Below are 26964 nucleotides of genomic sequence, written 5' to 3'. Positions count from 1 at the left end.
TTATTTACCTCGTTAAAAATGTCGAAGAAAACGCTGAAACATGTTTTCCGTGATATATTCGGTATGGCCATCGGGGTAGTGCCTGACTAATAGCGGGCGGTTTTGTTTGGATACGCAGTTAACTTCACCTGGTATATCCTTAAAGCAAAGCAAATCACTGTCCTGATCGGTGCCGGAATCTTTTTTATATTCAGTTTCGAAGAATACAACCCTGTGATTTTTTGCTGATAAAATAAATGGGAATTGTTTGCCAAGTTTACTACGGTTTTTTTTCCACCATGATATTTTTCCTGCTCTTGTTATAGGGAAGTGTTTTACAATAACGATGGTTGATGTTTCCCCAGGTTTATGAATACCGACAACCTCCACAGGCAGTAGCACTCGATATGCTGTAAATAGCAGAGATATTACTATAAAAATTAAGAGATTATATCTTATCATAGCGGCCCACACTGATCTTTTTTGTTAAGGTTATGTCGCTAATGAATGGTTTAAAAGCGTTATCTTTTATGTGTTGAAGATAAAACCAGATCCTGAAGATACGAAACTGGCGATAAAAGTTATTATTTATATCTGCAGCGTCCAGCCCAAAGTGATCCTGAATATGATATTTTATAACTGCGGTAAAGACCCCCTTCTTGATCAGCAAGCTTTCCAGGCTAATATGGGTAGCCCAAGTGCCATGTACCGTGATACCTAAACCGTTAAACCTATCTGTAAAATTGTTGAATCTGGGTAAAGAGGTTTCTTCTATTGAATCTGTTATATCCTTAATGGCAGACGTGGGTAAGAAATTTTCTTCCCAATCAATATAGGTTTGAATGGCTACTAAAATAGCATTAAGAGAACTTTTCATAGAACTATGTTCTGCCATTGCCTGATCCAGCAGCGGATGGCTGAAAACGGCGCCGTTGCCATACTGCATATGCGTAATCATCATTCTCGCCAGGCTTTTATAGTCGTCATAAAATGAAAACATATCTGACAGATCGCGAAACTCATCAAACAGTATGCGTGCACTCTCTTCCCGGCTGGGGTGGGTAAAAGGATCAACGCGCGCCGAAATATCGCGCAGGTGATATTGCTGGCGCAGCACCTCAGAGGAGAGGTCGCCATACAGCATATCGGGCGCACCGTAATCATCCATGGCATGCTGCGTGGCGAAAAGCAGGCAGGGCAGTTTTAACGTGGGCGATATTAATGTTTCTGTCATGGCTAAGCTCCGTTTAGCAACCTTATTGAAAAAGCCGCCGCAGGAAAGCGACGGCAGACAGCTTACATTTCTTTGTTTTCTTTAATATTCCAGCCAGCCGCTATCTCAGCGCCTCTGCCGCCTTTTTCCGTTTGTTCCCAGTATTGCTGACGCACTCTGGCCGCCTGAAAGTTATAGGTCATGTTAACCCGTTCACTGGCGCCGGTGCCGTTGTAAGTCATGCCGGTTAACAGCACCTCCTCCAGGGTAATGCGCATATATTCAATCTGTGGATCGCCCGCCTTACAGGCAGCAAGCTCGACTTTATTAAGATGCCTACCGCCGGAAAGGCAGCGCATAATCGCCGGCGTCGCCCGATCAATCAGCGCATTCGCCGTCAGATCGCGCCAGGTCACCTTGCCTGCGCCGCCCCCTCCGCCCGTTTGCATATTGCCGGGCTGACTGGCCCCCCAGTTAAAACCAGAGAGCGTAATCCATCCTTTATGGTTGGCATCCTTTGCTTCTCCCTCTATACCGTCGATTTTCAAAAAAAGATCGATGCTCATCCTTAACTCCTGTTACGTTGATTAACCACGGTGAACTGCATCCGGCAGTTCTCTATTTTATGCTCGTTAAAAATGCTGAAGAAAACGCTGAAAAATGTTTTTAGTGACGTATTCGGTATGACCATTGGAGCGCCATATTTTCTTCCCGGCTGGGGTGGGTAAAAGGATCAACGCGCGCCGAAATATCGCGCAGATGATATTGCTGGCGCAGCACCTCAGCGGAGAGGTCGCCATACAGCATATTGGGCGCACCGTAATCATCTATAGAATGCTGCGTGGCTAAAAGCAGATGCGGCAGGATTATCGCTGGCGATAAGATATTTTCGGCCATCGTTAAGTTCCTTTTAATGACTACCCTTAGCGTTCAGGTTAGTGCAGTTAGAAAACTGAAAGAAGATAAAATAAATAAAATTGTGAAGCAGGCTGGTTTATTTTAATCAGACGGGGATTGGATGGTGATATTAATAGTGAGGTAAGTAACTGGTTATAATTAAATGCTTCTTTTATTATGTCGGCTGATTTATTTTATTGCGGCCTCAAAGAGGGCGGTGAAATATCTCGCTTTGCGAGATTAAAAAGAAAGTTTCTCTGTATGTGTATGGGAAGAGACATTCAGCCCATAAAAAAGCACGCCTGATAGCGTGCTTTTTATTTATTAACCAGTTAATGCGATTTAAACATTAATGCATCAATGCGGTTTTAACAGTGCTTCGGCATGGCTAACGATATTTTCCACGGTAAAGCCAAACTCGGCGAACAGTTTATCTGCCGGCGCGGATTCACCGAAAGTGGTCATGCCAACAATGGCGCCGTTCAGGCCGACATACTTGTACCAGTAATCCGCAATGCCCGCTTCTACCGCCACACGAGCGGTAACGGTGGAAGGCAGAACCGATTCACGATAAGCCACATCCTGCTTATCAAACATGTCGGTTGACGGCATAGAAACCACACGCACTTTATGACCGGCACGCGTTAGTTTTTCTGCAGCGCCCAGCGTAATTTCCACTTCGGAGCCGGTCGCGATCAGAATGACTTCCGGTGTGCCTTCGCTGTCACGCAGGATATAGCCGCCACGGGAAATGTCCGCCAGTTGCTGCGGCGTACGCTCCGGCTGCATCAGGTTCTGACGCGACAGAATCAGCGCGGTAGGACCGTTATGACGCTCAATCGCATGTTTCCACGCCACGGCGGTTTCTACCTGATCGCAAGGGCGCCAGGTGCTCATATTCGGCGTCAGGCGCAGGCTGGCCAGCTGTTCAACCGGCTGGTGGGTGGGGCCGTCTTCGCCCAGGCCGATAGAATCATGGGTATAAACCATAATCTGTCGCGCCTTCATCAGCGCCGCCATACGGGCCGCGTTACGTGCATATTCCACAAACATCAGGAAGGTGGCGGTATAAGGCACAAAGCCGCCATGATGCGCGATACCGTTGGCAATCGCCGTCATACCGAACTCACGTACGCCATAGTGAATATAGTTACCGGCCGGATCGTCTTTGATCGATTTCGAGCCTGACCAGATCGTCAGATTGCTGGGCGCCAGGTCCGCTGAGCCGCCAAGGAATTCCGGCAGCAGTTTACCGTAAGCTTCCAGCGCGTTTTGCGATGCTTTACGGCTGGCAATTTTATTGGCGTTAGCCTGAAGCTGCTCAATGAATTTCTGCGTTTCCTGCTGCCAGTTTTCCGGCATGCCGCCGGTCATACGACGCGTATATTCCGCCGCCAGCTCCGGGAAGGCCGCTTTATATGCCGCGAATTTCTCGTTCCAGGCTTTTTCCTGCTGCTCGCCGCGTTGTTTGGCATCCCACTGCTGATAAATATCCTGCGGAATTTCAAACGGCGCATGGTTCCAGCCCAGCTCTTTACGCGTTAGCGCGATCTCTTCGTCACCCAGCGGCGCGCCGTGCGCATCTTCTTTACCCGCTTTGTTCGGCGAACCGAAGCCGATAATGGTACGGCAAATAATCAGCGATGGCTTATCGGTCACGCTTTGCGCTTCTTTAATCGCCGCCGCAACCGCTTCTGGATCGTGACCGTCGATATCGCCGACGACATGCCAGTTATAGGCTTCAAAACGCTTCGCTGTATCATCGGTAAACCAGCCTTCGGTTTCGCCATCGATAGAAATACCGTTGTGGTCATAGAAGCCGATCAGCTTGCCAAGCCCCAGCGTACCGGCCAGCGAGCACACTTCGTGCGAAATGCCTTCCATCAGGCAGCCATCGCCCATGAAGACGTAGGTAAAATGATCAACAATCTCATGCTGAGGGCGATTAAACTGCGCCGCCAGCGTGTGTTCAGCGATCGCCAGACCAACGGCGTTAGCCAGACCCTGACCCAGCGGCCCGGTGGTGGTTTCCACGCCTGGCGTATAACCAATTTCCGGGTGGCCCGGCGTTTTCGAGTGCAGTTGGCGGAAGTTTTTCAATTCCTCAATCGGCAGATCGTAGCCGCTCAGATGCAGCAAGCTATACAGCAGCATGGAACCGTGGCCGTTAGAGAGAATAAAACGGTCGCGGTCAGCCCAGGCGGGGTTGGTCGGATTATGTTTCAGGAAGTCGCGCCACAGCACCTCGGCGATATCCGCCATGCCCATCGGCGCACCCGGATGGCCTGATTTTGCTTTTTGTACCGCGTCCATGCTTAGCGCACGAATCGCATTCGCCAGTTCTCTACGTGAGGACATGTTTTTCTCCCTTAAAGGAAATGTAGAGGGGGATGAAAACGGGGCGAAAATTCGCCCCTGAATCAATCATTAATGCGGCTGTTACAGCCGTGCTGCCAGCGTCTCTTCCAGCTTGATCTGGTCAGCGGCAAACTGACGGATACCTTCAGAGAGTTTCTCTACCGCCATCGGATCCTGGTTATGCTCCCAACGGAACTCTGATTCAGAAAGCGGGGCCGGCTCATGGAAGCCCTGAGTGGACGGCGTCAGCTTGCGTTCTACCGGCGCATCGCTGGACTGCAGTTCCTGCAGCAGGTTCGGGGAGATAGTCAGGCGATCGCAGCCTGCCAGCGCCAGGATCTGCTCGGTTTTACGGAAGCTTGCGCCCATGATGATGGTTTTATAACGGTGAGATTTATAGTAATCGTAAATCGCACGCACTGATTTCACGCCCGGATCTTCATCCACATTGTACGGGTCCATTGGCTGACGGCTGTTGTACCAGTCATAGATACGGCCTACAAACGGTGAAATCAGGAAAACGCCCGCTTCGGCACAGGCGCGCGCCTGAGCAAAAGAGAACAGCAGCGTCAGGTTACAGTTGATGCCGTTTTTCTCCAGCTCTTCTGCCGCGCGGATGCCTTCCCAGGTGGAGGCCAGTTTAATCAGAATGCGCGAACGGTCGATGCCGTGGTCTTCGTACATTCTTACCAGTTTTTCCGCTTTAGTGACGCACATGCCACGATCGAAGGAGAGGCGCGCATCCACTTCGGTCGAAACACGGCCCGGCACGCTTTTCAGGATTTCCATGCCGAGGTTCACAGCGACTTTATCGCTGGCGTTGATAATCTGCGTTTCTTTGCTGCCGCCCTGCTTTTTCGCATATTCAATCGCGTCGTCAATCAGGTGCTTATAGGATTCGAGGCCGGCGGCTTTCAGGATCAGAGACGGGTTGGTAGTGGCGTCTTCAGGATGATAGTTACGAATGGATTCAATATCGCCGCTGTCTGCCACAACGGTAGTGAATTGTTTCAGTGCATCTAGCTGATTCATCTCTTAGCTCCTTGATAACCGAAGGGTAGTGCAAATGTAAACGTGGCTTGCAGGCGTTGCCTGTTAAACCCGGTCCTTTATTTCAGACGAACCACATTGCACCAGCCGCTCTCCCGTGGAAATGCGTTTTCTCTGATTGTTGCAATGGGCCCATTCAATAGCGAGAGCCGCGCCAGTCGTGATGCGGCCTGGCGGTGCTTAAAACCCTGCCGATACTTTATCGCCACCGACAGGATGCCACGGCGATAAAGTATGGACTTGATAACCCGTGCCTGTTGCGCCAGCGTCAGGCAATACGTTATTGCCCAGGCTGAAACAGCGTGCAGGCCACTAAAAAGCATAGCAGAAGTAAAAAATAACGTAGCTGGACGTCTCTTTCCGGTCCAGTAGCGGGCAGAGATGGCAATTCTTTGGACTATCTCAAGTTTTTCCGCCGCGGCGCGCTCCTATACTGCTCAGCTGATGTTTTATTACGCATTATTAACCGAAGGAAGCGACGATGGACGATCAACTCAAGCAGAGCGCGCTCGATTTTCACCAGTATCCGCAGCCAGGGAAAATACAGGTTTCTCCTACCAAACCGTTGGCAACGCAGCGCGATCTGGCGCTGGCCTATTCACCGGGCGTGGCCGCGCCCTGTCTGGAGATCGCTGAAGATCCGCTGGCCGCGCATAAATATACCGCACGCGGCAACCTGGTTGCCGTGATCTCCAACGGCACGGCGGTACTTGGGCTGGGTAATATCGGTGCGTTGGCGGGTAAGCCAGTGATGGAAGGCAAGGGCGTGCTGTTTAAGAAGTTCGCCGGCATCGACGTTTTCGATCTTGAAGTCGATGAGCAAGATCCCGATCGGCTCATTAACGTTATCGCCGCGCTTGAGCCGACGTTCGGTGGCATTAATCTGGAAGATATCAAAGCGCCGGAGTGTTTCTATATTGAGAAAGCGCTGCGCGAACGTATGAAAATCCCGGTGTTTCATGACGATCAGCACGGTACGGCGATTATTTGCACCGCTGCGGTGCTGAACGGCTTGCGCATCGTGAAGAAAAACATTTCCGATGTGCGGCTGGTGGTTTCCGGTGCCGGGGCCTCCGCCATCGCCTGTATGAATTTGCTGGTGGAGCTGGGCCTGCAACGGCGCAATATCATTGTTTGCGATTCGAAAGGGGTGATCTGGCAGGGGCGTGAAGAAAATATGGCGGAAACCAAAGCGGCCTACGCTATTGCCGATAACGGCATGCGTCGGCTGGCCGAGGCGATTGTCGGTGCCGATATTTTCCTTGGCTGTTCCGGCCCGAAAGTGCTGACGCCCGAGATGGTGCAGGGCATGGCGCCTAATCCGCTAATTCTGGCGCTGGCCAACCCGGAGCCGGAAATTCTGCCGCCGCTGGCGAAGGCGGTACGCCCGGATGCGATCATCTGCACTGGCCGCTCCGACTATCCTAATCAGGTGAACAATGTTCTCTGTTTCCCATTTATTTTTCGCGGTGCGCTGGATGTGGGCGCAACGGCCATTAATGAGGCGATGAAGCTGGCGGCGGTGCATGCTATTGCCGAACTGGCGCTGGCGGAGCAGAGCGAAGTCGTGGCCTCCGCTTATGGCGATGAGGAGCTCTCTTTCGGCCCTGAATATTTGATCCCTAAACCGTTTGACCCGCGCCTGATTGTAAAAATTGCGCCTGCGGTGGCGCAGGCGGCGATGGAGTCGGGCGTGGCGACCCGGCCAATCAGCGATTTCGATGCCTACCGCGAGAAGCTGACCGAGTTTGTGTATAAAACTAATCTGTTTATGAAGCCGGTATTTGCCCAGGCGCGTAAAGAGCCTAAGCGGGTAGTGTTGGCGGAAGGCGAAGAGGCGCGCGTGCTGCATGCCACCCAAGAGTTAGTCTCGCTGGGGCTGGCAAAGCCGATTCTGATTGGTCGTCCCAACGTTATTGAGATGCGTTTGCAAAAGCTTGGGTTGAAAATAGAGGCGGGTAAAGATTTTGAGGTGGTCAACAATGAATCCGATCCGCGTTTTAAGGCCTACTGGAACGAATATTATCAGATGATGAAGCGGCGCGGCGTGTCGCCTGAGCAGGCGCAGCGCGCGGTAATCGGCAATCCTACACTGATCGGGGCGATTATGGTGCATCGCGGCGAAGCGGACGCGCTGATCTGCGGCACCGTCGGCGATTATCATGAGCATTACACCATCGTCGAGCGGGTGTTTGGTTTCCGGCCGGGCATTAACGTGGCGGGCGCGATGAACGCGCTACTGTTGCCCAGTGGCAACACCTTTATTGCCGACACCTATGTTAATGAAAACCCTACGCCAGAGCAGCTGGCGGAGCTGACGATAATGGCAGCGGAAACGGTGCGGCGCTTTGGTATCGAGCCTAAAGTGGCGCTGCTGTCGCACTCCAGCTTTGGCGCTTCTGACGCACCGGCAGCGCGTAAAATGCGTGAAACGCTGGCGCTGGTTAACGCCCGAGCGCCGGAGCTGGAAATTGATGGCGAAATGCACGGCGATGCGGCGCTGGTAGAGAGCATACGTCAGGATCTGATGCCCGACAGCCCGTTAAAAGGCTCGGCCAACGTGCTGATTATGCCGAACGTCGAGGCGGCGCGTATCAGTTATAACCTGCTGCGCGTTTCCAGCTCGGAAGGGGTGACCGTCGGACCGGTGTTGATGGGTATCGCTAAGCCGGCTCATGTCCTGACGCCCATCTCATCGGTACGGCGCATTGTGAATATGGTGGCGCTGGCGGTAGTGGAGGCGCAAACGCAGCCGCTCTAGCTGTATGCCGTGGCCCCCAGACGATGCCAGAGCTTAAAGCGCGGGGAGTGCAGGCAGAACAGCAAAGCGTCCCGCGCTATGGAGGGCGCGGGACGAGCTGTCAGGGATAGTGAACGTAATCCCCCAGCAGTCTCTTCCCGCCTGCCCGGTTTACGCCTGCAGCCACGCTTTAACCGGCAGGAAATCGCTATACAACGCCGCTTCCGGCGAACCGGGCTGCGGCTGATAATCATATTCCCAGCGCACCAACGGTGGCATCGACATCAGAATCGATTCGGTGCGGCCGCCGGTCTGCAGGCCAAACAGCGTGCCGCGATCCCATACCAGATTAAATTCCACATAGCGTCCACGGCGATAAAGCTGGAACTGACGCTCGCGCTCGCCCCACGGTATGCCTTTACGGCGCTGTACGATAGGCAAATAACCATCAAGAAAACCCTGGCCTACCGCACGGGTAAAGGCGAAACTGCGTTCAAAATCGGGCGTATTCAGATCGTCGAAAAACAGCCCGCCGATACCGCGCTGCTCATTGCGATGCTTCAGGTAGAAATAATCATCGCACCACTTTTTATAACGTGCGTAGACATCCTCGCCAAACGGCTGACAGAGATCGAAGGCGGTCTGATGCCAGTGAACGGCATCCTCTTCAAAGCCATAAAACGGCGTTAAATCAAAGCCGCCGCCAAACCACCAGACCGGATCGGCGCCTGGTTTTTCCGCTATAAAAAAGCGCACATTGGCATGACTGGTCGGGATATAGGGGTTTTCCGGATGGATCACCAGCGAAACGCCCAGCGCTTCAAAGCTGCGTCCAGCCAGTTCCGGGCGGTGCGCGGTAGCAGAGGCGGGCATCTTGTCGCCATGCACATGAGAGAAATTCACTCCCGCTTGCTCAAACACCGCGCCCTGGCGCAGCACGCGGCTACGGCCGCCGCCGCCGCCCGCGCGCGTCCAGCTATCTTCCTGAAACTGCGCGCCGCCGTCTGCCAGCGTCAGCTGTTGACAGATCTCATCCTGTAATGTCAGCAGAAAGGCTTTTACCTGTTCAATATTGGGAGCATTCATCTTCGCTTCACTATGTCATAAAAAAGGTCATCATCTGGCCTTTTGCTTCAGTGTAAGGATTATACCTAACCCGGACGCTGATTGTGGCGGTCAAATTCGGCAAAAAAGCTCACGATGCCGTCGGCGATGGCGCTGGCAATCTTTTGTCGGAAAGCGGTGGTGCCCAGCAGACGCTCCTCTTCTGGATTGGTAATAAAAGACGTTTCTACCAGCACGGAAGGAATCGACGGGGATTTCAGCACGGCAAACGCGGCCTGCTCAGTGTGCTGACTGTGCAGATGATGAACCGGACGGATCTGCTTAAGAATATGGCTGCCCAGCGTCAGGCTATTTTTAATGGTATCCGTCTGCACCAGATCAAACAGCACCTGTTGCAAATAAGGATTATCGCTTTGCACCTTAACGCCGCCTACCTTATCCGCCGCGTTCTCTTTCTCCGACAGATAACGCGCCATTGCGCTGCTGGCGCCACGGTTCGACAGGGCGAATACCGATGCGCCGTTGGCGCTTGGGCTGGTAAAACCGTCGGCGTGAATAGACATAAACAGATCGGCCCCGTGCTGATGCGCAATCTCTACCCGCTCGGCCAGCGGGATAAAATGATCGCTTTCACGCGTCAGGCGCACCTCGATATGGCTGTGCTGACCCAGCTGCTGACGCACATTATGCGCTATCTCCAGCACGATATGTTTTTCTTCGCTGCCTTCTTTACCCACTGCGCCGGAATCAACACCGCCATGACCGGGATCGAGCATAACGATTTTTTTACCGTCGGCGGGCCGTGATGATTTCGCCTGTGGACGCGGCGCCAGCGAGGCCGGTTCACTTTTCGCCAGCGCGCGCGTAGCTGGCAGCAGCGCCAAAGCCGCGCCGGAAAGCAGCAGCTGGCGTCGGGTCGTTAATGGAGAGAATTTTTTCATGGCGGCGTCCAACGTTAAAATAACGTTATAACATGACAGCAGAAGGGCTTCGACCGACAACCTGTTTCAGCCTTTTACCATTTATTTCAGCTAAATAAGCAGCAGACGCGAATTTTTTTCCCATCGGAGGCGCCACGAGGGTTGCGCCAGGCAAAGAATGCGTGATAATCAGCGAATTGTAAGTAACTCTGAGAAAATTTCATGGAAATCCGCGCATTCCGCCAGGAAGACTTTGAAGAAGTCATTACGCTTTGGGAACGTTGCGATCTGCTGCGTCCCTGGAACGATCCGGAAATGGATATTGAGCGTAAACTCAATCACGATCCCGATCTCTTTCTGGTTGCGGTGGTCGGCGGCGAAATCGTTGGCACTTTAATGGGGGGTTATGACGGCCATCGCGGCTCGGTCTACTACCTTGGCGTGCATCCCGATTATCGTGGACGCGGCTTTGCCAACGCGCTGCTTAACCGACTGGAGAAAAAGCTGATTGCGCGTGGCTGCCCGAAAATTAATCTGATCGTGCGCGAAGAAAACGACGCGGTCATTGGTTTTTATGAAAAGCTTGATTACGAGATGCAGGATGCGGTCTGCCTGGGCAAGCGGCTGATTGAAGATCGTGAGTATTAATGTTGCCGGGCCGCGTCAGCGCGGCGATTGTCCTTTCGTATGATGCTTTTCACTCCTGATGACTATGACAGCAAGGGGCAGTTGCGGCTGCCGCTCACGTTCTGGCTGATTCTGTTGTTACAGGCGCGCACCTGGGTGCTGTTTATTATGGCCGGCGCGTCGCGCCAGCAGGGCGCTGAACTGCTGGAACTCTTTTATCCTGACAGAAATATCTTTTGGATAGGGATGGCGCTGGGGATCCCGGCCGCCGTCGGGCTGCTGCTCACGGGTTACCGCCAACGCTGGCCCGCGCTCTGGCAAGCCTGGCGCTGGGTGCTGTGCGCGACTTTGCTGCTGAGCCTGGCGCTGGTGCTGTGGCAAAGCGCGCAGGAAGGCGATATTTCGTCGTTTGCGCTGTGGCTGCCCGCGCTGTTTGATCTGTTAGCGCTGCTCTGGCTACTGCTTAGTCGCCGCCTGAAAGCCTGCTTTAATACGCAGCTCAATCAGGCGGAATAAAACTTTTTGCGCTTACGCGACTCCAACCACACTGGAAAACGTTGTGTAATCACTACAGGAGCTGCAATGAAATCACTACGTCCGGCTTTGATCGTCGCCACTTTATTGCTGGCGGGCTGCGCCAGCCACGGCTCAAACAGCAGCGCATCAAGCTGGTGGAATCCGCTTGACTGGTCATGGTCCACGCTGTGGCCCGGCAACTGGTTTGGCTCTTCCCTGACGGTAACCGAGCAGGGCGTGGGAGCCATTAATGGCACTACGCCGCTGCAGGAAGATGCTCTTAACGAGGGGCTGAACGGCGACTATCGGCTGCGGCAGGGCATGCGCAGCGAACAGGGCGGCGTGGTCAGTTTCTGGCAGGCGCTGACCGAAAACGAAGTAAAGCTAACCTTTAGCGGTAAAGAGACCGTGAGCCGTATTGACGTCACGGATCGGGATATCGCCAGCGCCGATGGCACGCGTATTGGCGATCTCTTCAGCGACCATTATCAAAAAGCTTTTGGTCATTGCCAGGCCGCCAGTGATGAAGCCGCTTCCGCCGTATTGTGTCAGGCGCCCGGCAGCGTGCATATCAGCTATCTGTATCAGGGCAAATGGGCCGGCCCACAAGGCCTGATCCCGCCCGATGACGTGCTAAAAAGCTGGCAGGTCAGCAAAATTATCTGGCAGCGTTAAGAGAAAACAGAGAGGCGGGTTTTTTGCCCGCCAGTTTTATCGCTGGCCTGCGCTGGCGCAATGCTAAACCTTAGCAAACAGATAATTAGATCATTAAACCATGAAGATTTTCGCGCATTTTTTGTATACACAACGTTACCGAAGCTGAAATGCTTAGCAACCGGCTGCTGGGCGGGCTGGAGTTAGCCCAGGGGACCGTAGAGCTGATGGGCGCGACAGCTTTATGTCTGGCACCTGATCCCAGCTTGTTAACCAAGGCTGCTTGTGTTGCTACCGGCGCGCACAGCATGGACGCCATTAATACCGCCGCTGAGCGTATTCTGACCGGGCGTAATACTCGTACGGCAACGTTTCAGACCGCCGCCGCCCTGGCTAAGCAATTGGGTGCCAGCGAGGATAGTGCGTTGGCTATCGGGCTGACGGTTGATATTGCCGTTCCTTTCGCCCCCGCGATGGCCATTGGCGCGGTGCGAATTGCTAAAGTGCGTATGGGACGTATTCGGCTCATTGAACATGAAGCGATTAAGGGGTTACCGGGCGGCGGGCATACTATCGCCCGGCATGTAGGGAAGACGCCGGAAGAACTGTTTCAACGTATTGAGAAAAGTATTCGCTCAGGAAACCTACATCCTCAACCTGCTGGTTCATTTACATCTCTCGACCTTGCCGAGACAGTTATCACTGCTGCGTTAAAAAACGCACGATCAACGATCAAATCTTGGTCAGCAGCCTCATTAGGCTCTCGACAACGTTCGCTTACGATTGTTTATTCCGCCAATCGCAATGTCGGCATCGTCGTTAAGCCGGGGTCAACCGTTGTTTATAACGCTAACCGTATTAAAATTGTACTGATCCGTCAGTACAATAACGGGAAACCATATTTTATTTTGTCAGCTTATCCGGAGGTATAAATGGGTAATGAGGATTATTCATCAATGAGAGAATTGTTTGATATCATTTGGGGGCCGACTTCCTCAGATACTTTTGGTTCTTCTTATCCAGAAATGGTTTTAACCTATATAAACTCGGTAGGGAGGGATGAATATCTTGGCTATATTATCGATGATATAGACGGATTTCTGAAAAAGTACCCTGATAATGGTTCGGCATCTGCCGCATTTGATCATATTTTTGGGTTACCCGGATTTTCGTTGCGCTTCCCGCCAACGCTAACCGTTTTTCTTAACTGGCTCTCCTCTTATCTGAAAGAGTTGGCGCAACAGTAGCGCGTCAGCAAAGGCGCGGTGGGTTATGCGTCCTGTTTTATGTCAGTCATTAAGTCGCCATAAAGAATACGCGCAAGATCAATGACTGCCGCTGTTTTCCGGTATGATAATGGCCCTGTTTCAACCCTTTTCATTCCCGGAGTAGCACCGCATGTCCTCGTACCAGAGCGGCATTTTGCCCGAACATAATCGTTTTGCCATCTGGCTGGAAGCCAGGGTGCAGGGCGATCTAAATACCCTTCGTCAGGGCGTTAAAGCCTTTTATCATCAGTTAACCCAGCTGCAGGCGGATTATCCCGAAGCGGCGCTGGGCGCCACCGTCGCTTTCGGCAATGCGCTCTGGCGCGATCTGCAGCCAGGCGACAGCGCGCCGGAGCTAAAGGATTTTCAGCCGCTGGGAAAAAATATGGCGCCCGCTACTCAACGCGACTTGCTGATTCATATTCAATCTCTGCGTCACGACGTTAACTTCACCCTGGCGCAGGCGGCGCTGGCGGCCTTTGGTCCGACGGTGCGCATTGAAGAAGAGACGCACGGTTTTCGCTGGACGGAAGATCGCGATCTCTCCGGATTTGTTGATGGCACAGAAAACCCGCAGGGAGAAAAACGTCAACAGGTGGCGATCATCGCCAACGGGGCGGATGCCGGTGGCAGCTACGTCTTTACCCAACGTTGGGAACATAATTTATCGCAGCTGCAGCGCCTGCCGATTGCAAAGCAGGAACAGATCATCGGGCGCACTAAGTTAAGCAATGAAGAGCTGGAAGGGGACGCGCGTCCTGCAACATCCCACGTTAGCCGTGTCGATCTAAAAGAGAACGGGCAGGGATTAAAGATCCTGCGTCAGAGCCTGCCTTACGGCACCGCCAGCGGCACTAACGGCCTCTATTTTATCGCCTATTGCGCCACGCTATATAATATTGAACAGCAGCTATTAAGTATGTTTGGCGAACGTGACGGCAAATATGACGCTATGCTGCGCTTTACGAAACCGGTGAGCGGCGCATGGTGGTTCGCGCCTTCTGTCGAGGCGCTATTGGCATTATAAATCGTGGGCGGTATCGCCTGGTTTACGGCGTTTTGCCCACGCGTGGCGGCTTTGCTATTTTGTCGTTAAGCTTTGCCGCGCGCTTATGCTTTTTTCTACTTTTAAAGCAGCAAAAGATATATAAAACCGTTACAGCTTTGCCCTGAGTTATAAATACACTGAGCATACGGTGATGTGAGCCGGATCAATACTCAGGGTGTGAAATGACCTTTCCCGTAGCGAAAAAGTTTCTCGGCGGCGCGGCGCTCTCTTTGCTGTTGGCCGCAAGCGCGCAGGCAACCGAGCTGTTAAACAGCTCTTATGATGTGTCACGTGAACTCTTTACGGCGCTGAATGCTCCTTTTATCCAGCAATGGGATGAGCAACACCCGAACGACAAACTCACCATTCATCAATCACATGCCGGCTCGTCGAAACAGGCGCTGGCAATCCTGCAGGGTCTGAAGGCCGATGTGGTGACGTACAACCAGGTCACCGATGTGCAAATCCTGCACGATCGTGGTCGTCTGTTGCCGGCCGACTGGCAATCTCGCCTGCCCAACCATAGCTCGCCGTTTTACTCCACCATGGCGTTTCTGGTACGCAAAGGTAATCCAAAGCAAATCCATGACTGGAACGATCTGATCCGCAGCGACGTGAAGCTGGTTTTCCCTAATCCCAAAACTTCCGGCAACGGGCGCTATACCTGGCTGGCGGCCTGGGGTGCGGCAGATCAAGCCAACAACGGCGATCGCGCTAAAACTACGCAGTTTATGACTCAGCTGATGAAAAACGTCGAAGTGATGGATACCGGCGGACGCGGCGCGACCACCACGTTCGTTGAACGCGGCCTGGGCGACGTGCTGATCAGCTTTGAATCGGAAGTAAACAACATTCGTAATCAGTATGCGCCACAGGGTTACGAAGTGGTGGTACCGAAAACCGATATTCTTGCCGAGTTCCCGGTCGCGTGGCTGGATAAAAACGTGGCGCAAAAGCATACCGAAGCGGCGGCGAAAGCTTATCTCAATTATCTCTATACACCGGCGGCGCAGCAGATAATGACAAAATTCTATTATCGCGTGAATAACCCGCAGCTGATGCAGCAGGCAAACTTCCCGCAAACTGAGCTGTTTCGGGTGGAAGATCGTTTCGGCAGCTGGGAAAACATTATGAAAACCCACTTCGCCAGCGGTGGCGAGCTGGATAAGCTGTTAGCGGCGGGGCGTGGTTAATGTTTGTAGCAAGCAGTAAACGTGTACTCCCAGGCTTTGGCATCAGCCTTGGCAGCAGCCTGTTTTTTACCTGTCTGATCCTGCTGTTGCCGATGAGCGCCTTAATCATGCAGCTGGCGCAAATGTCGCTGGCGCAGTATTGGGACGTAATCACTAACCCGCAGGTGGTGGCGGCTTATAAAGTTACCCTGCTGTCGGCGGCGGTGGCCTCGCTGTTCAATGCGGTTTTCGGCATGCTGATGGCGTGGATTTTAACGCGCTACCGCTTTCCGGGGCGCAGCCTGTTGGATGGGCTGATGGATCTGCCTTTCGCGCTGCCGACCGCAGTTGCCGGGCTGACGCTGGCCGGGCTCTTTTCCGTTAATGGTTGGTATGGTCAGTGGCTGGCGCAGTTCGATATCAAGGTTTCCTATACCTGGCTGGGGATTGCCGTCGCGATGGCGTTCACCAGCATTCCCTTTGTGGTGCGCACCGTTCAGCCGGTACTGGAAGAGCTGGGGCCGGAATATGAAGAAGCGGCGCAAACCCTGGGCGCCACGCCCTGGCAAAGTTTCCGCCGCGTGGTGCTGCCGGAAGTGGCTCCGGCGCTGCTGGCGGGTACGGCGCTCTCTTTTACCCGCAGCCTGGGCGAGTTCGGCGCGATTATTTTTATCGCCGGCAATATCGCCTGGAAGACCGAAGTCACCTCGCTGATGATCTTTATTCGTCTGCAGGAGTTCGATTATCCGGCAGCCAGCGCGATTGCTTCCGTTATCCTGGCCGCCTCGCTGCTGCTGCTGTTCGCGATTAATACCTTACAAAGCCGCTTTGGCCGTCGTCTGGGAGGTCACTAATGGCTGACGTTACCCAACTGAATGGCGTTGAACGCCAGCGCATTAACTGGGGCAAATGGCTGCTGATTGCCGTCGGCGTGCTGATCTCTTTCCTGCTGCTGGTGGTGCCGCTGATCGCTATTTTTACCGAGGCGCTGGCGCAGGGCCTCGGCGCGGCGCTGAGCAACCTGAGCGACGGCGATATGCTGCATGCTATCTGGCTGACGGTGCTGGTGGCGTTGATTACCGTACCGGTTAACCTGGTTTTCGGCACGCTGCTTGCCTGGCTGGTTACGCGTTTTACCTTTCCGGGCCGCCAGCTGCTGCTGACGCTATTCGACATTCCTTTTGCGGTCTCGCCGGTGGTTGCTGGCCTGATTTATCTGCTGTTCTGGGGCGTCAACGGTCCGGCGGGCGGCTGGCTGGATGCGCACCATATCCAGCTGATGTTCTCCTGGCCTGGCATCGTAATGGCAACGGTTTTTGTGACCTGTCCGTTTGTGGTGCGCGAGTTGGTGCCGGTTATGCTTAGCCAGGGCAGCCAGGAAGATGAAGCCGCGGTGCTGCTGGGCGCATCCGGCTGGCAGATGTTCCGCCGCGTGACGTTGCCCAATATTCGCTGGGCGCTGCTGTATGGCGTGGTGCTGACCAATGCCCGCGCGATTGGTGAGTTTGGCGCGGTCTCGGTGGTATCGGGATCGATTCGCGGCGAGACCTATACCTTGCCGTTACAGGTTGAGTTACTGCATCAGGATTACAACAGCGTGGGCGCGTTTACCGCCGCCGCGTTGCTGACTTTGATGGCGATAGTGACGCTGTTTCTGAAAAGCGCGCTGCAATGGCGATTAGAAAACCAGCAGAAGCGTTTACAGCAGGAGGAAAATCATGAGCATTGAAATTAAGCAGATCAATAAATCGTTTGGCCGTACGCGAGTGCTTAACGACATCTCGCTGGATATTCCTTCTGGTCAGATGGTGGCGCTGCTGGGGCCTTCCGGCTCCGGGAAAACCACGCTGCTGCGCATTATCGCTGGACTGGAGCATCAAAACAGCGGGCAGATCCGCTTTCATGAAAAAGATGTCAGCCGCGTACATGCGCGCGATCGTCAGGTGGGCTTTGTTTTCCAGCACTATGCGCTGTTCCGTCATATGACGGTATTCGACAACATCGCCTTTGGCCTGACGGTACTGCCGCGTCGCGAACGTCCCTCAGCGGCGGCGATCAAACAAAAGGTGACGCAGCTGCTGGAGATGGTACAGCTGGGTCATCTGGCAAACCGCTATCCGGCCCAGCTTTCCGGCGGGCAGAAGCAGCGTGTGGCGCTGGCGCGCGCGCTGGCAGTAGAGCCGCAAATTCTGTTGCTGGATGAGCCTTTCGGCGCGCTGGATGCGCAGGTGCGTAAAGAGCTGCGTCGCTGGCTGCGTCAGCTGCATGAAGAACTGAAATTTACCAGCGTATTTGTGACCCACGATCAGGAAGAGGCGATGGAAGTGGCCGATCGGGTTGTGGTGATGAGCCAGGGCAATATCGAACAGGTCGGCGCGCCGGACGATGTGTGGCGCGAACCGGCCAGCCGTTTCGTACTGGAGTTCCTTGGCGAAGTGAATCGCTTTGATGGTGAGGTACACGGCTCTCAGTTCCACGTGGGCGCGCATCACTGGCCGCTGGGCTATACGCCAGCGCATCAGGGCGCAGTCGAGCTATTCCTGCGTCCCTGGGAGATTGACGCGGCGCGGCAAAGCAGCCTGGAAACCCCTCTGCCAGTGCAGATCCTCGAAGTCAGTCCGCGCGGGCACTTCTGGCAGCTGCTGGTGCAGCCCGCAGGCTGGCAGACGGAACCTTTTAGTCTGGTGTTTGATGGCGACCAGACCGCCCCGCAGCGCGGCGAGCGCCTTTACGTTGGCCTGCAACAGGCGCGTCTCTACCAGGGCAATACGCCGCTGCGCGCGGTTGCCTTTGCCGAAAGCGCCTGATATTTTCTAACGCCTCATATTTTGTTTGGGCGGGATTTTCCCGCCCTGTTATTTTGCCTGCCGGGAATAAATCGTGACGACTCTGGAAACCACCATTGGCAATACGCCGTTGATTAAACTACAGCGCCTGACGCCTGATAATGGCAGCGAGATCTGGCTAAAGCTGGAGGGCAACAATCCTGCCGGTTCGGTGAAGGATCGTGCGGCGCTGTCAATGATCCAGCACGCCGAACAACGTGGTGAAATCACGCCCGGCGATCTGCTTATCGAAGCGACCAGCGGCAATACCGGTATTGCGCTGGCGATGATCGCCGCGATGAAAGGATACCGACTGAAGCTGCTGATGCCGGATAATATGAGTCAGGAACGGCAGGCGGCGATGCGCGCTTACGGGGCGGAGCTGGTGCTGGTCAGCCGTGAGCAGGGAATGGAAGGCGCGCGCGATCTGGCCCAGTCGATGGCGGCGCGCGGTGAAGGCAAAGTGCTGGATCAGTTTAATAATCCCGATAACCCGCTGGGACACTATGCCTCCACCGGCCCGGAGATTTGGCAGCAAAGCGCCGGACGCATCACCCATTTTGTTTCCAGTATGGGCACCACCGGTACCATAACCGGTGTCGGCCGCTATCTGAAAGAGCAAAACCCGCAGGTTGAGATCATTGGCCTACAGCCGCAGGAAGGCAGCAGCATTCCGGGCATCCGTCGCTGGCCGGCAGCCTATATGCCGGGCATCTGGCGCCCGGAACTGATCGATCGCATAATCGATATGGGGCAGGGCGAAGCGGAAGAGACTATGCGCCAGCTGGCGCGGCGTGAAGGCATTTTCTGCGGCGTAAGCTCTGGCGGCGCGGCGGCGGGCGCGATTCGTATCGCGACGGAAAATCCGGGCAGCGTGGTGGTCGCCATCGTTTGCGATCGCGGCGACCGTTATCTTTCAACCGGCGTCTATGCGTAATGTATTCTATAGCCAGCGCGGAAGGGCGCTTCAGCGATAAAGGCTTTGCCGCTGCACGATCGGCATAGCCTGGAGATACGGCCCCGAAGGGGCCGCTGAGCTATTCGCGCTCCAGCGCGTGAATCGGATCGAGCCTTGCGGCGCGCCGTGCCGGGAAAAAGCCGAACACAACGCCAATCAGACTGGAACAGACAAACGCTGCCACGATCGAGAACGGCGAGTAGATCATGCTGAAACTGCTGGTGGCCTGCGCCAGTATGACTCCCGGCACCAGCGACAATAATACGCCGATAATGCCGCCGGTCAGGCAGACCAGCACCGCCTCAATTAAAAACTGCTGCATAATATCGCTGGCGCGAGCGCCTACCGCCATACGTACGCCGATTTCACGGGTACGCTCGGTCACCGAAACCAGCATGATATTCATTACTCCAATGCCGCCTACCAGCAGTGAAATCAATGCAATCATCGCCACCAGCAGCGTCATGGTATTGGTTGTGTTTTCTATCGTCTGGCGAATGCTGTCGGCGTTAAAAATAAAGAAATCTTTGCTTGTATGGCGCTGCATCATCAATCGCGTGACGCCTTGCTCCGCCAGCGGCAGATCAACGTTATCGCGTACCCGCACGGTAATGCCGCTGAGCCAGGTTTGCCCGACCATGCGCTTCATGACGGTGGTATAGGGCACCCAGATATTAAGGTTGCTGTCACTGACAAAACTGCTCTGATGACTGGCGACGCCGATAATACGCACCGGCATATTACCCAAAATTACCACCTCTCCTAACGGGTTTTCACCCTGTGGAAACAGCCGCTTGAGGGTGTTTTTATCAATTACCGCCTCCTGCGCCAGATCCTCGACGCTGTGACGATCGAACGCCATTCCCTGGGTTATCTGATAGCCGCGCACAGCAAAAAACTGCTCGCCAACACCGTTAACCGACACCGTTAGCGCCTGATTACGATATTTCAGTGTGGTACTGGTCGAAAGCAGCGGCGTTACGCTGTGAACATAGGGCTGATAAGCCAGCGCATCCGCATCGCTGGCGCGCAGCGTCTGAATCGACGAAGAGTGCATATCGCCAAAATCTTTGCCGGGATAGATCTCCAGCGTGCTGGTACCCATTGAACTGATTTCCTGCAAGATTTTTTGCTGCGATCCTTTACCCAGCGCCACCACGGCAACCACTGAAGCGATACCGATAATAATGCCGAGCATGGTAAGAAAAGTACGTAAGCGCTGCGACATCATAGAGACCAGCGCCATACGAAACGCCTCGGTCAGGCGATCGCGCGCGGCGCGCCAGGCGTTGCCTTCGGTACGTTGGGTGATTTGGCGCGGGCGGGATTCTGCCGGTTGCCGGCGGCTGTCGCTGAGAATTTCCCCGTCGCGGATTTCAATAATGCGCTGTGCATGCTGCGCAATCTGCATATCGTGCGTCACGATAACAATGGTATGCCCTTGCTGATGCAGATCATGCAGAATGCGCATCACCTCTTCGCCGCTGTGGCTATCAAGCGCCCCGGTCGGCTCATCGGCAAGAATCACCTCGCCGCCGTTCATCAGGGCGCGCGCGATACTGACGCGCTGCTGCTGTCCGCCGGAAAGCTGACCGGGCCGATAATGCAGGCGTTCACCGAGGCCAAGGCGTGTAAGCAGAGCGGTGGCTCGTTCGCGACGCGCCTGCACCGCCTGGCCGGCATAGATGGCAGGCATCTCGGCGTTGCCTAACGCCGTCAGCTCGCTTAGCAGATGATAACGCTGGAAAATAAAACCGAAATATTCGCGCCTCAGCGCCGCCAGCGCATCGTTATCCAGCGCCGAGACGGCGCGATTGGCAATAAGATATTCACCAGCGCTGGCTTTATCCAGGCAGCCGAGAAGATTCATTAAGGTTGATTTACCCGATCCGGATTGGCCGACAATGGCCACGAACTCGCCGGAATCAATCGCCAGGTTTATATTGCGCAGCACCTGCACCTGCTGCTCGCCGTTCTGGAACGAACGGCAGATATTATTCAGCTGTAGCAGCGCCATTAGCGTGGTCCCATACCGTCAGCCTTTGCTATCGCCGTGCTGCGCTGACCCAGCACCACTTTTTCGCCCGGCTTCAGGCCGGAAAGGATTTCCGCTTCGACATTATTATTCAGGCCTACCGTAACCTGACGGCGCGTTACCTGCTGGTTGGCATCTACTATCTGCACCGAGCTTTTGCCATCCAGATTATCCAGCGCGGTGGCGGGGATTACTACGGCATTTTGCCGTTCGCCCAGTACGATATGCACTTCTGCCGACATCGAAATGCGCAGGCGATGCTGCGGATTCGGCACGTCAAACAGGCCATAATAATAAATGGCGGTTTTATCGCTGGAGCTACTGCTGGAGGCGCTGGTCAGGCTGCTGCTGGTGTCGTTATTAATCGAATCCGGAGCGGGTTCAATGGCGCGCAGCGTGCCTTCATAACGCTTCTGCGGCTCGCCGAGAATGGTAAACCAGACTTTCATCCCCGGCTCGACTTTGATCACGTCCGCTTCAGAAATCTGCGCCTTTACCGTCATGGTATCGAGATTAGCCACTTTGATCAGCGTCGGCGCGCTTTGGACAGCGTTAACCGTTTGGCCTTCCTCAACCGGTACGGAAACTACCGTGCCGTCCATCGGGGAAACGATGCGGGTATAGCCGAGGTTCACCTGCGCGGTGTTTACCTCAATCTGCGCCTGAACAATCTGCGCATCCAACGCGCGGATCTCCGCCTCGGTCGTAGCGAGGATCGCCTGTGCGTCATCATAATCCGCTTTTGCAGTCAGATTTTTAGCCAGCATCGCCTGTTGGCGGGCAAAGGCCGCGCGATAATTGCTTAGCTGCGCCTGTTTAGCCGCTCGCTGGGCTTCAATATTCTTTAAGGCCGCCTGGGCATTTTGCAGGGCGTTTTGCTGCGTCATGCTGTCGATTTCCGCTACCAGCTGGCCCTCTTTGACCTGATCGCCTAATTCGACCCGCAGCCGCTTGATTTGACCGGAAGCCTGCGCGCCGACGCTCACCAGTTTACTGGCGGTAAGCGTGCCGTCTGCCAGTACCGCCTGCTGTAGCGGACGCTGTTCAGCGGTGGCGGTCAAAAATTCGGTAGGCGCCTTGCGCTGGGGCAGCAGCGCCCAAACGATAACCACCACAATAATCAAAAGCACCAGCAGTAAAAACCTTTTACGGCCGAATAAGGTGCGGCGTAATGCCATGAACAATATCCCTGGTACGAAGAAAGCACTGGTATAACGTAAAAGCCTGCCACAATAAAGTGAAACAGCAGCGCAATCAGGCAACAATCTCTGTAAGGATTGAGTAAATTCTGCTGCGTACTTTTCCGCTTAAGCTCAAAATAACGTCAACCGTTTGTGAGAGTGTACGCATGAAAATTCTGTTAGTTGACGACGATCTGGAGCTGGGCACCATGCTCAGCGAATATTTAATGGGCGAGGGCTTCGATGCCTCGCTGGTGCTGACCGGGCAGGCCGGTATTAACGGCGCGCTGTCCGGGGCGTTCCAGGCGATGATCCTGGATATCATGCTGCCGGATATGAGCGGTATCGATGTGCTGCGTCAGGTGCGGCAAAGCAGTCGCATTCCGGTGATTATGCTGACGGCGAAAGGGGATAATATCGATCGGGTGATCGGGCTTGAAATGGGCGCCGATGATTATGTTCCCAAGCCCTGTTACCCCCGCGAGCTGGTGGCGCGTTTGCGTGCGGTGCTGCGTCGTTTCGATGAACTGCCTGCGCAACAGGAGAAACAAGAGGTGGTGCGCTGGGGCGATCTTACGCTTAACCCCGCCACCCGCATCAGCGAATGGAAAAACAAGCCGTTTGATCTGACCGCGTCGGAATTTAATTTGCTCGATCTGCTGTTGCGCGCGCCCGATCGGGTGGTTTCAAAAGATGAGCTATCGGAGAAGGGGCTGGGACGTCCGCGCGAAGCATACGATCGCAGCGTGGATGTGCATATCAGCAATATTCGCCAGAAGCTCTCCAGCCTGACCGGCGACGCGCTCAATATTGAAACCGTACGCAGCATTGGTTACCGCATTCGATGAAGAACCGTTTTCCTGGCCGCCTGTTCTGGAAAATTCTGTTTGGTTTTTTGCTGGTGTTTTTTCTGATTAGCCAGCTGCTATGGCTCGGGTTTACGCTGTATGGCAAGCATCGCGAGCCGCCGGAGCATATCGCTACGCGACGCATTGTTAATCTACAGATGGCCTCTGCCGTTTCGGTATTGCAGCACGGCGGTCTGCCGGCGCTGGATAATATGATGTCGGACTGGTCGCCCGGCGATCGACGCTTTTTCTCTGTCACGCCAATGGCGAGACCGCCGCAGGAGATTCCGCGTCAGCAGCTTACGCCGTCGCTGCCGGGCAACGGTTTTCCCGATCAGGTTATCGAGTGGGTGACCGGCGCGGACGGCCAACAATACCAGCTACGTTATGACGTAAAAGGGCTGCGGGAAGATAGCGAGATGGGCGGGCCGCCGCGTAAAATCCTCAATATTCCTGAACCGGTGTTTTGGTTCGCTGGACTGATGGGCCTGCTGTTCAGCTCTCTGCTCGCCTGGAATCTGACGCGTCCGATGCGTCAATTACGTTTGGGCTTTACCCGCGTCTCCAATGGCGATCTCTCGGTGCGCCTCTATCCGCAGATGCGTCGTCGTCACGATGAGTTTTCCGTAGTCGCGCGAGATTTCGATGCGATGGTGGAGCGGCTGGCGGTGCTGGTAAAAGCGCGTGAAGAGTTGCTGCATGATATCTCTCATGAGCTGCGCTCGCCGCTGGCGCGACTGCAGTTGGCAACCGGCCTGGCTCGCCAGACGCCGGAATCGGTTAACGCGTCGCTCAATCGTATTGATGAAGAGGCGCGGCGGCTGGATAAAATGATCGGCGAGCTGCTGACGCTGTCGCGCGCCGAAAATGAAAAGATGCCTGACGAGCAATATTTCGATCTTCACGGTCTGCTGGAAACGGTGGTGAATGATGCGCGTTATGAGGCGCAGCTGCCTGGCGTAGAGATTGCGCTGGAAGTAGAAGAGAAGGTCGATTACACGGTGAAAGGCAACGCCGAGCTGGTACGCCGGGCGGTGGAGAATGTAGTGCGCAACGCGCTGCGCTATTCAGTGCAGGGACAGGTAGTGCGGGTCACCCTAAGGCCCGATGGCGGCTGGCTAAGCATTCGCGTAAGCGATAGCGGGCCGGGGGTGGATGCCGATAAGCTCTCCAGCATCTTCGATCCTTTTGTGCGCGTGAATTCGCCCATGCAGGGCAAAGGCTACGGTTTAGGGTTATCTATCGTGCGTAAGGTGGTGCTGGCGCATCATGGCGAAGTACAGGCGCTTAACGGACGTAACGGTGGATTAGAAATGATTATCCGTCTGCCGCACTGGCAGGCAAGATAGCGGACTTGTTGATGCTGTTGTATAAAGCCTGCGCTACAGGGCAGCGAAACGTGCGCTCGCCCAGCGTATATCCGCGTTGTAGCAGCCAATACCATTGCCTGTCCGCCGCCGGCGCGATGCCCATATCGGCATAGCCCGCCTGATGCAACCGCGTCAGTAATGACGGCAATGCAGGCGTTATCTGAATGCGCAGGTGAATCAGACAGCCGGAGGGCAAATCGGCCACCTCATCTATTAGGCGCTGATTAGCAGCGCTACTTAACCGGATGTCGACTCGTCTTCCATAACTGGCGATATGTAACGGCGCGGTACGTTCTCTACTGGGCAGCGACGGGCCGGTGCCGAATTGTCTGCTCAGCTGTCTGAGCCAGGCTGGCGCAGCGGCATCTATTAAACCGTGCGGCAATGGGCTGGGCTGAAGCGGCAGCATGCCCAGAATGATGCTTTCCCGCCCCTGATTATCAAAAGGGGTGTCGACATAATCCAGCAGCAGACCGGTGGTGTAAAAACCGAGCCGACAAGCCAACTGTTGGGTTTGCGTATGGGTTGATACCATTTTAATCGTCAGCGCGGCGACGCCCTGCTCCCGGGCATAGTGACACAGGGCTCGGCCCAGAGAGGTGGCCACGCCAGCCCCTCTGTAATGCGGATGCACCACCATCATCGCCAGCTCCGGATGGTCGAAGCCTGCGTTGTCCCATACCAGGCTGGCCTGGCCGACAATACGTCCGTTAAGCGTGGCAACCAGAGTATGCCAGCGTCGTTGCTGATTATAGTGGCGGATCATGGCGGGCAGATAAACTTCAGGGTAAACATAGCGCTCGCCATAAATGATGCGAAACAGCTTGCTGATGCTTTCCGCATCGCCTTCCTGGAAATCACGAACGATCGGCGTCCCGGCGAGCCTCATTCCTTTTCTCCCGCCTTAACGCCATAGTTACGCCGATCGACGATGCGCTGTAGCTTGCCGGTACGCGGATGCAGCGTCAAATCTGACTGTTGGCACCATTGCACTCTCAGCGTCAGCTGATGCGCCTGAGACTGCTTAGCGATACTGGGATCATCCTCAGTAATACGCTGTATCAGACTTTCAGCCTGGGCGTTATTACCGGAAAAAGCGATGCGCACCGTAAGATGATGACAACTCCCGGTCTGCTCGATTAGCAGTTGCCAGCTATAATTGCCGACCACGTCACCGATCTGGACCGCCAGTTCGTCCGGATAAAGCGAGGTATAACCTACGCGTATCCGGTGCCCCAGACTGCTGCGCCCCAGCAGGATAAACTTGCGGGCTGTTATTCCCTCTGGCTCGACCCATGCCGCCAGATCCCCTACGGGATAACGAATAAGCGGTGTCAAAGTTCGCGTCAGGTTGGTCACTACCAACATGCCCGGGCGATGCGGCTCTTGTATCGTCTCACCGGTGCTCTCATCAATAATTTCTACAATAGTTTCGGGTTCAAAGCTGCGATGCTCATCCAGTTGACAGTCGATCGTACTGGCGCCGATCAGTCCCGCATCGACGCTGGCGCAGCCAATAGAGGCGATGCGCGCGCAAGGGAATACCTGCTTAAACAGTCGCAACTGTTCGTCGAACAGGCTTTCTCCACCATAAAGCAGGGTCGTAATGCCTGGCAATGTGCGTCCGTTGGTCGCCAGATCAGCCGCGTAGCGCAGCAGCATTGCCGGTATGCCCGCCAGCACATTTATCTTATGCCGCAGCAGCTGAGCGCTTAACGATGAGAAGTCGATAGTGCCGGTAAAGGGATATTCGCACACCGGTACTTTCATATGGGTTAGCGCACCGTGGATAAACAGAAAGCTGGCGTAAAGATCACCCGCGAAAAAGAGATTGGCGAAGCGATCGCCCGGCTGAAGCTGATTGTCCATGCTGCGGCCGAAGACGGTGACGAAGCTAAGCCACTCATCGCGCGAATAGATCGATAGCTTGGCGTTGCCCGTCGTGCCGCCCGTTTTGAACACGATAGCCTCGTTGACGGGCCCGGTTAATACCGACCAGTCTTGCAGACTAAAGTTACCTTGCCAGTAAGTCACCGGGTCGGTCAGGGGCAGATCGGCAAGCTGCCAGCCCGCTTGCGGTACATCGCGATAAAGATGAGCGTAATAGGGGGAGCGCTGACGGGCAAAGGCGACCAGCTGCTCAGGGGATAACAGCCGTTTTTGCATCAGCGTATCGGTGAAGACGCTGGCTGAACTACAGGTTTGACTGGAAATAGAGTTGGTCATGATGTGCGGTTTCC

The 26964-nt window shown here is 54.7% G+C and carries 26 protein-coding genes; 14 read left to right on the top strand and 12 right to left on the bottom strand.

Translation table 11 applies throughout. From position 1 onward, the window contains the following. Window positions 1-12: 12 nt before the first annotated feature. From K6958_RS14700 to tal, 6 genes are all read right to left on the bottom strand, one after another. The gene (locus tag K6958_RS14700; protein ID WP_249891827.1) at window positions 13-381 is read right to left on the bottom strand and encodes a DUF943 family protein; all 369 of its coding nucleotides are present in this window, start codon (window positions 379-381) and stop codon (window positions 13-15) included. 46 nt (window positions 382-427) lie between these two features. Continuing rightward, window positions 428-1213, bottom strand: a complete 786-nt coding sequence (locus tag K6958_RS14695; protein ID WP_249891826.1) for a DUF3289 family protein — start codon at window positions 1211-1213, stop codon at window positions 428-430. Window positions 1214-1275: 62 nt separating this feature from the next. Next, a complete protein-coding gene (locus K6958_RS14690) occupies window positions 1276-1758 on the bottom strand; it encodes an Hcp family type VI secretion system effector (protein ID WP_249891825.1) in 483 nt (160 codons plus the stop codon). Window positions 1759-1858: 100 nt separating this feature from the next. Then, window positions 1859-2089 carry a DUF3289 family protein gene (locus K6958_RS14685; RefSeq protein WP_249891824.1) on the bottom strand — a complete coding sequence of 77 codons (231 nt, stop codon included), beginning with the start codon at window positions 2087-2089 and terminating at the stop codon, window positions 1859-1861. A 357-nt stretch (window positions 2090-2446) separates the two neighbouring features. Further along, window positions 2447-4447, bottom strand: a complete 2001-nt coding sequence (gene tkt / locus K6958_RS14680; RefSeq protein ID WP_249891823.1) for a transketolase — start codon at window positions 4445-4447, stop codon at window positions 2447-2449. Window positions 4448-4528: 81 nt separating this feature from the next. Then, window positions 4529-5479, bottom strand: a complete 951-nt coding sequence (gene tal, locus K6958_RS14675; protein WP_249891822.1) for a transaldolase — start codon at window positions 5477-5479, stop codon at window positions 4529-4531. Between the two features lie 499 nt (window positions 5480-5978). Between tal and maeB the strand changes: the two genes are divergently transcribed. After that, window positions 5979-8258 carry an NADP-dependent oxaloacetate-decarboxylating malate dehydrogenase gene (gene maeB, locus K6958_RS14670; RefSeq protein WP_249891821.1) on the top strand — a complete coding sequence of 760 codons (2280 nt, stop codon included), beginning with the start codon at window positions 5979-5981 and terminating at the stop codon, window positions 8256-8258. 150 nt (window positions 8259-8408) lie between these two features. Here the strand turns inward: maeB and hemF are convergent, their stop codons facing one another. Continuing rightward, window positions 8409-9323 (bottom strand): oxygen-dependent coproporphyrinogen oxidase, encoded by a 915-nt coding sequence (hemF, locus tag K6958_RS14665; RefSeq protein ID WP_249891820.1) that lies wholly within the window; start codon window positions 9321-9323, stop codon window positions 8409-8411. A 65-nt stretch (window positions 9324-9388) separates the two neighbouring features. Continuing rightward, window positions 9389-10255, bottom strand: coding sequence for an N-acetylmuramoyl-L-alanine amidase AmiA (gene amiA / locus K6958_RS14660; RefSeq protein WP_434085217.1), 867 nt, complete (start codon window positions 10253-10255; stop codon window positions 9389-9391). 189 nt (window positions 10256-10444) lie between these two features. Here amiA and K6958_RS14655 point away from each other — a divergent pair, with 189 nt between their 5' ends. From K6958_RS14655 to cysM, 11 genes are all read left to right on the top strand, one after another. Then, a complete protein-coding gene (locus tag K6958_RS14655) occupies window positions 10445-10870 on the top strand; it encodes a GNAT family acetyltransferase (protein WP_085070892.1) in 426 nt (141 codons plus the stop codon). A gap of 42 nt (window positions 10871-10912) precedes the next feature. Next, window positions 10913-11365: a DUF2919 domain-containing protein gene (locus tag K6958_RS14650; protein WP_249894701.1), complete on the top strand. Its 453-nt coding sequence runs from the start codon at window positions 10913-10915 to the stop codon at window positions 11363-11365. 66 nt (window positions 11366-11431) lie between these two features. Then, entirely contained in the window at window positions 11432-12040 is a 609-nt protein-coding gene (locus K6958_RS14645) for an RpoE-regulated lipoprotein (protein ID WP_249891818.1), read from the top strand. A 149-nt stretch (window positions 12041-12189) separates the two neighbouring features. Further along, on the top strand, window positions 12190-12951 hold the full coding sequence (locus K6958_RS14640; RefSeq protein ID WP_249891817.1) for an RNase A-like domain-containing protein: 762 nt from the start codon (window positions 12190-12192) through the stop codon (window positions 12949-12951). After that, window positions 12952-13266, top strand: coding sequence for a hypothetical protein (locus tag K6958_RS14635; RefSeq protein WP_249891816.1), 315 nt, complete (start codon window positions 12952-12954; stop codon window positions 13264-13266). A 151-nt stretch (window positions 13267-13417) separates the two neighbouring features. Further along, on the top strand, window positions 13418-14314 hold the full coding sequence (locus tag K6958_RS14630) for a Dyp-type peroxidase (RefSeq protein WP_249891815.1): 897 nt from the start codon (window positions 13418-13420) through the stop codon (window positions 14312-14314). 203 nt (window positions 14315-14517) lie between these two features. Next, window positions 14518-15528, top strand: coding sequence for a thiosulfate ABC transporter substrate-binding protein CysP (cysP, locus tag K6958_RS14625; protein ID WP_249891814.1), 1011 nt, complete (start codon window positions 14518-14520; stop codon window positions 15526-15528). Then, entirely contained in the window at window positions 15528-16361 is an 834-nt protein-coding gene (cysT, locus tag K6958_RS14620) for a sulfate/thiosulfate ABC transporter permease CysT (protein WP_249891813.1), read from the top strand. Before cysP ends, cysT begins: the two co-directional genes overlap by 1 nt. Beyond that, a complete protein-coding gene (cysW, locus tag K6958_RS14615; protein ID WP_249891812.1) occupies window positions 16361-17236 on the top strand; it encodes a sulfate/thiosulfate ABC transporter permease CysW in 876 nt (291 codons plus the stop codon). The genes cysT and cysW overlap by 1 nt, the downstream gene beginning before the upstream one ends. Continuing rightward, the gene (gene cysA, locus K6958_RS14610; protein WP_249891811.1) at window positions 17226-18314 is read left to right on the top strand and encodes a sulfate/thiosulfate ABC transporter ATP-binding protein CysA; all 1089 of its coding nucleotides are present in this window, start codon (window positions 17226-17228) and stop codon (window positions 18312-18314) included. The genes cysW and cysA overlap by 11 nt, the downstream gene beginning before the upstream one ends. 73 nt (window positions 18315-18387) lie before the next feature. Beyond that, window positions 18388-19269 carry a cysteine synthase CysM gene (gene cysM, locus K6958_RS14605; RefSeq protein WP_249891810.1) on the top strand — a complete coding sequence of 294 codons (882 nt, stop codon included), beginning with the start codon at window positions 18388-18390 and terminating at the stop codon, window positions 19267-19269. A 100-nt stretch (window positions 19270-19369) separates the two neighbouring features. On the opposite strand, the gene K6958_RS14600 is transcribed toward cysM, so the two are convergent. Both K6958_RS14600 and K6958_RS14595 read right to left on the bottom strand, forming a co-directional pair. Then, window positions 19370-21307: a MacB family efflux pump subunit gene (locus K6958_RS14600; protein WP_249891809.1), complete on the bottom strand. Its 1938-nt coding sequence runs from the start codon at window positions 21305-21307 to the stop codon at window positions 19370-19372. Beyond that, on the bottom strand, window positions 21307-22503 hold the full coding sequence (locus K6958_RS14595; protein ID WP_249891808.1) for an efflux RND transporter periplasmic adaptor subunit: 1197 nt from the start codon (window positions 22501-22503) through the stop codon (window positions 21307-21309). Before K6958_RS14595 ends, K6958_RS14600 begins: the two co-directional genes overlap by 1 nt. 170 nt (window positions 22504-22673) lie before the next feature. On the opposite strand from K6958_RS14595, the gene K6958_RS14590 reads away from it, so the two are divergent. Then, a complete protein-coding gene (locus K6958_RS14590) occupies window positions 22674-23354 on the top strand; it encodes a response regulator transcription factor (protein ID WP_249891807.1) in 681 nt (226 codons plus the stop codon). After that, complete coding sequence (locus K6958_RS14585; protein WP_249891806.1) at window positions 23351-24703, top strand: ATP-binding protein; 1353 nt, start codon at window positions 23351-23353, stop codon at window positions 24701-24703. The genes K6958_RS14590 and K6958_RS14585 overlap by 4 nt, the downstream gene beginning before the upstream one ends. Here K6958_RS14585 and K6958_RS14580 read toward each other — a convergent pair. Continuing rightward, window positions 24672-25613 carry a GNAT family N-acetyltransferase gene (locus tag K6958_RS14580; RefSeq protein ID WP_249891805.1) on the bottom strand — a complete coding sequence of 314 codons (942 nt, stop codon included), beginning with the start codon at window positions 25611-25613 and terminating at the stop codon, window positions 24672-24674. The two genes, K6958_RS14585 and K6958_RS14580, sit on opposite strands and share 32 nt — an antisense overlap. Continuing rightward, window positions 25610-26950: a phenylacetate--CoA ligase family protein gene (locus K6958_RS14575; protein WP_249891804.1), complete on the bottom strand. Its 1341-nt coding sequence runs from the start codon at window positions 26948-26950 to the stop codon at window positions 25610-25612. The genes K6958_RS14580 and K6958_RS14575 overlap by 4 nt, the downstream gene beginning before the upstream one ends. Window positions 26951-26964: the final 14 nt, after the last annotated feature.

The organism is Mixta hanseatica (assembly GCF_023517775.1).
GTDB classification, from domain to species: Bacteria; Pseudomonadota; Gammaproteobacteria; order Enterobacterales; family Enterobacteriaceae; genus Mixta; species Mixta hanseatica.
The sequence above is the reverse complement of the archived record's forward strand: the minus strand, read 5'-3'. Positions and strand labels throughout refer to the sequence as shown.

Excerpts from the sequence above, each read along its gene's own strand:
- K6958_RS14645 (WP_249891818.1), top strand. The coding sequence starts at position 11,432 with ATGAAATCACTACGTCCGGCTTTGATCGTCGCCACTTTATTGCTGGCG.
- K6958_RS14580 (WP_249891805.1), bottom strand. The coding sequence starts at position 25,613 with ATGAGGCTCGCCGGGACGCCGATCGTTCGTGATTTCCAGGAAGGCGAT.
- maeB (WP_249891821.1), top strand. The coding sequence starts at position 5,979 with ATGGACGATCAACTCAAGCAGAGCGCGCTCGATTTTCACCAGTATCCG.
- K6958_RS14630 (WP_249891815.1), top strand. The coding sequence starts at position 13,418 with ATGTCCTCGTACCAGAGCGGCATTTTGCCCGAACATAATCGTTTTGCC.
- tal (WP_249891822.1), bottom strand. The coding sequence starts at position 5,479 with ATGAATCAGCTAGATGCACTGAAACAATTCACTACCGTTGTGGCAGAC.
- K6958_RS14690 (WP_249891825.1), bottom strand. The coding sequence starts at position 1,758 with ATGAGCATCGATCTTTTTTTGAAAATCGACGGTATAGAGGGAGAAGCA.
- K6958_RS14635 (WP_249891816.1), top strand. The coding sequence starts at position 12,952 with ATGGGTAATGAGGATTATTCATCAATGAGAGAATTGTTTGATATCATT.
- hemF (WP_249891820.1), bottom strand. The coding sequence starts at position 9,323 with ATGAATGCTCCCAATATTGAACAGGTAAAAGCCTTTCTGCTGACATTA.
- K6958_RS14695 (WP_249891826.1), bottom strand. The coding sequence starts at position 1,213 with ATGACAGAAACATTAATATCGCCCACGTTAAAACTGCCCTGCCTGCTT.
- K6958_RS14585 (WP_249891806.1), top strand. The coding sequence starts at position 23,351 with ATGAAGAACCGTTTTCCTGGCCGCCTGTTCTGGAAAATTCTGTTTGGT.
- K6958_RS14640 (WP_249891817.1), top strand. The coding sequence starts at position 12,190 with ATGCTTAGCAACCGGCTGCTGGGCGGGCTGGAGTTAGCCCAGGGGACC.
- cysA (WP_249891811.1), top strand. The coding sequence starts at position 17,226 with ATGAGCATTGAAATTAAGCAGATCAATAAATCGTTTGGCCGTACGCGA.
- K6958_RS14575 (WP_249891804.1), bottom strand. The coding sequence starts at position 26,950 with ATGACCAACTCTATTTCCAGTCAAACCTGTAGTTCAGCCAGCGTCTTC.
- cysW (WP_249891812.1), top strand. The coding sequence starts at position 16,361 with ATGGCTGACGTTACCCAACTGAATGGCGTTGAACGCCAGCGCATTAAC.
- K6958_RS14600 (WP_249891809.1), bottom strand. The coding sequence starts at position 21,307 with ATGGCGCTGCTACAGCTGAATAATATCTGCCGTTCGTTCCAGAACGGC.
- tkt (WP_249891823.1), bottom strand. The coding sequence starts at position 4,447 with ATGTCCTCACGTAGAGAACTGGCGAATGCGATTCGTGCGCTAAGCATG.
- K6958_RS14650 (WP_249894701.1), top strand. The coding sequence starts at position 10,913 with ATGCTTTTCACTCCTGATGACTATGACAGCAAGGGGCAGTTGCGGCTG.
- K6958_RS14590 (WP_249891807.1), top strand. The coding sequence starts at position 22,674 with ATGAAAATTCTGTTAGTTGACGACGATCTGGAGCTGGGCACCATGCTC.
- K6958_RS14595 (WP_249891808.1), bottom strand. The coding sequence starts at position 22,503 with ATGGCATTACGCCGCACCTTATTCGGCCGTAAAAGGTTTTTACTGCTG.
- K6958_RS14685 (WP_249891824.1), bottom strand. The coding sequence starts at position 2,089 with ATGGCCGAAAATATCTTATCGCCAGCGATAATCCTGCCGCATCTGCTT.
- cysT (WP_249891813.1), top strand. The coding sequence starts at position 15,528 with ATGTTTGTAGCAAGCAGTAAACGTGTACTCCCAGGCTTTGGCATCAGC.
- cysP (WP_249891814.1), top strand. The coding sequence starts at position 14,518 with ATGACCTTTCCCGTAGCGAAAAAGTTTCTCGGCGGCGCGGCGCTCTCT.
- K6958_RS14655 (WP_085070892.1), top strand. The coding sequence starts at position 10,445 with ATGGAAATCCGCGCATTCCGCCAGGAAGACTTTGAAGAAGTCATTACG.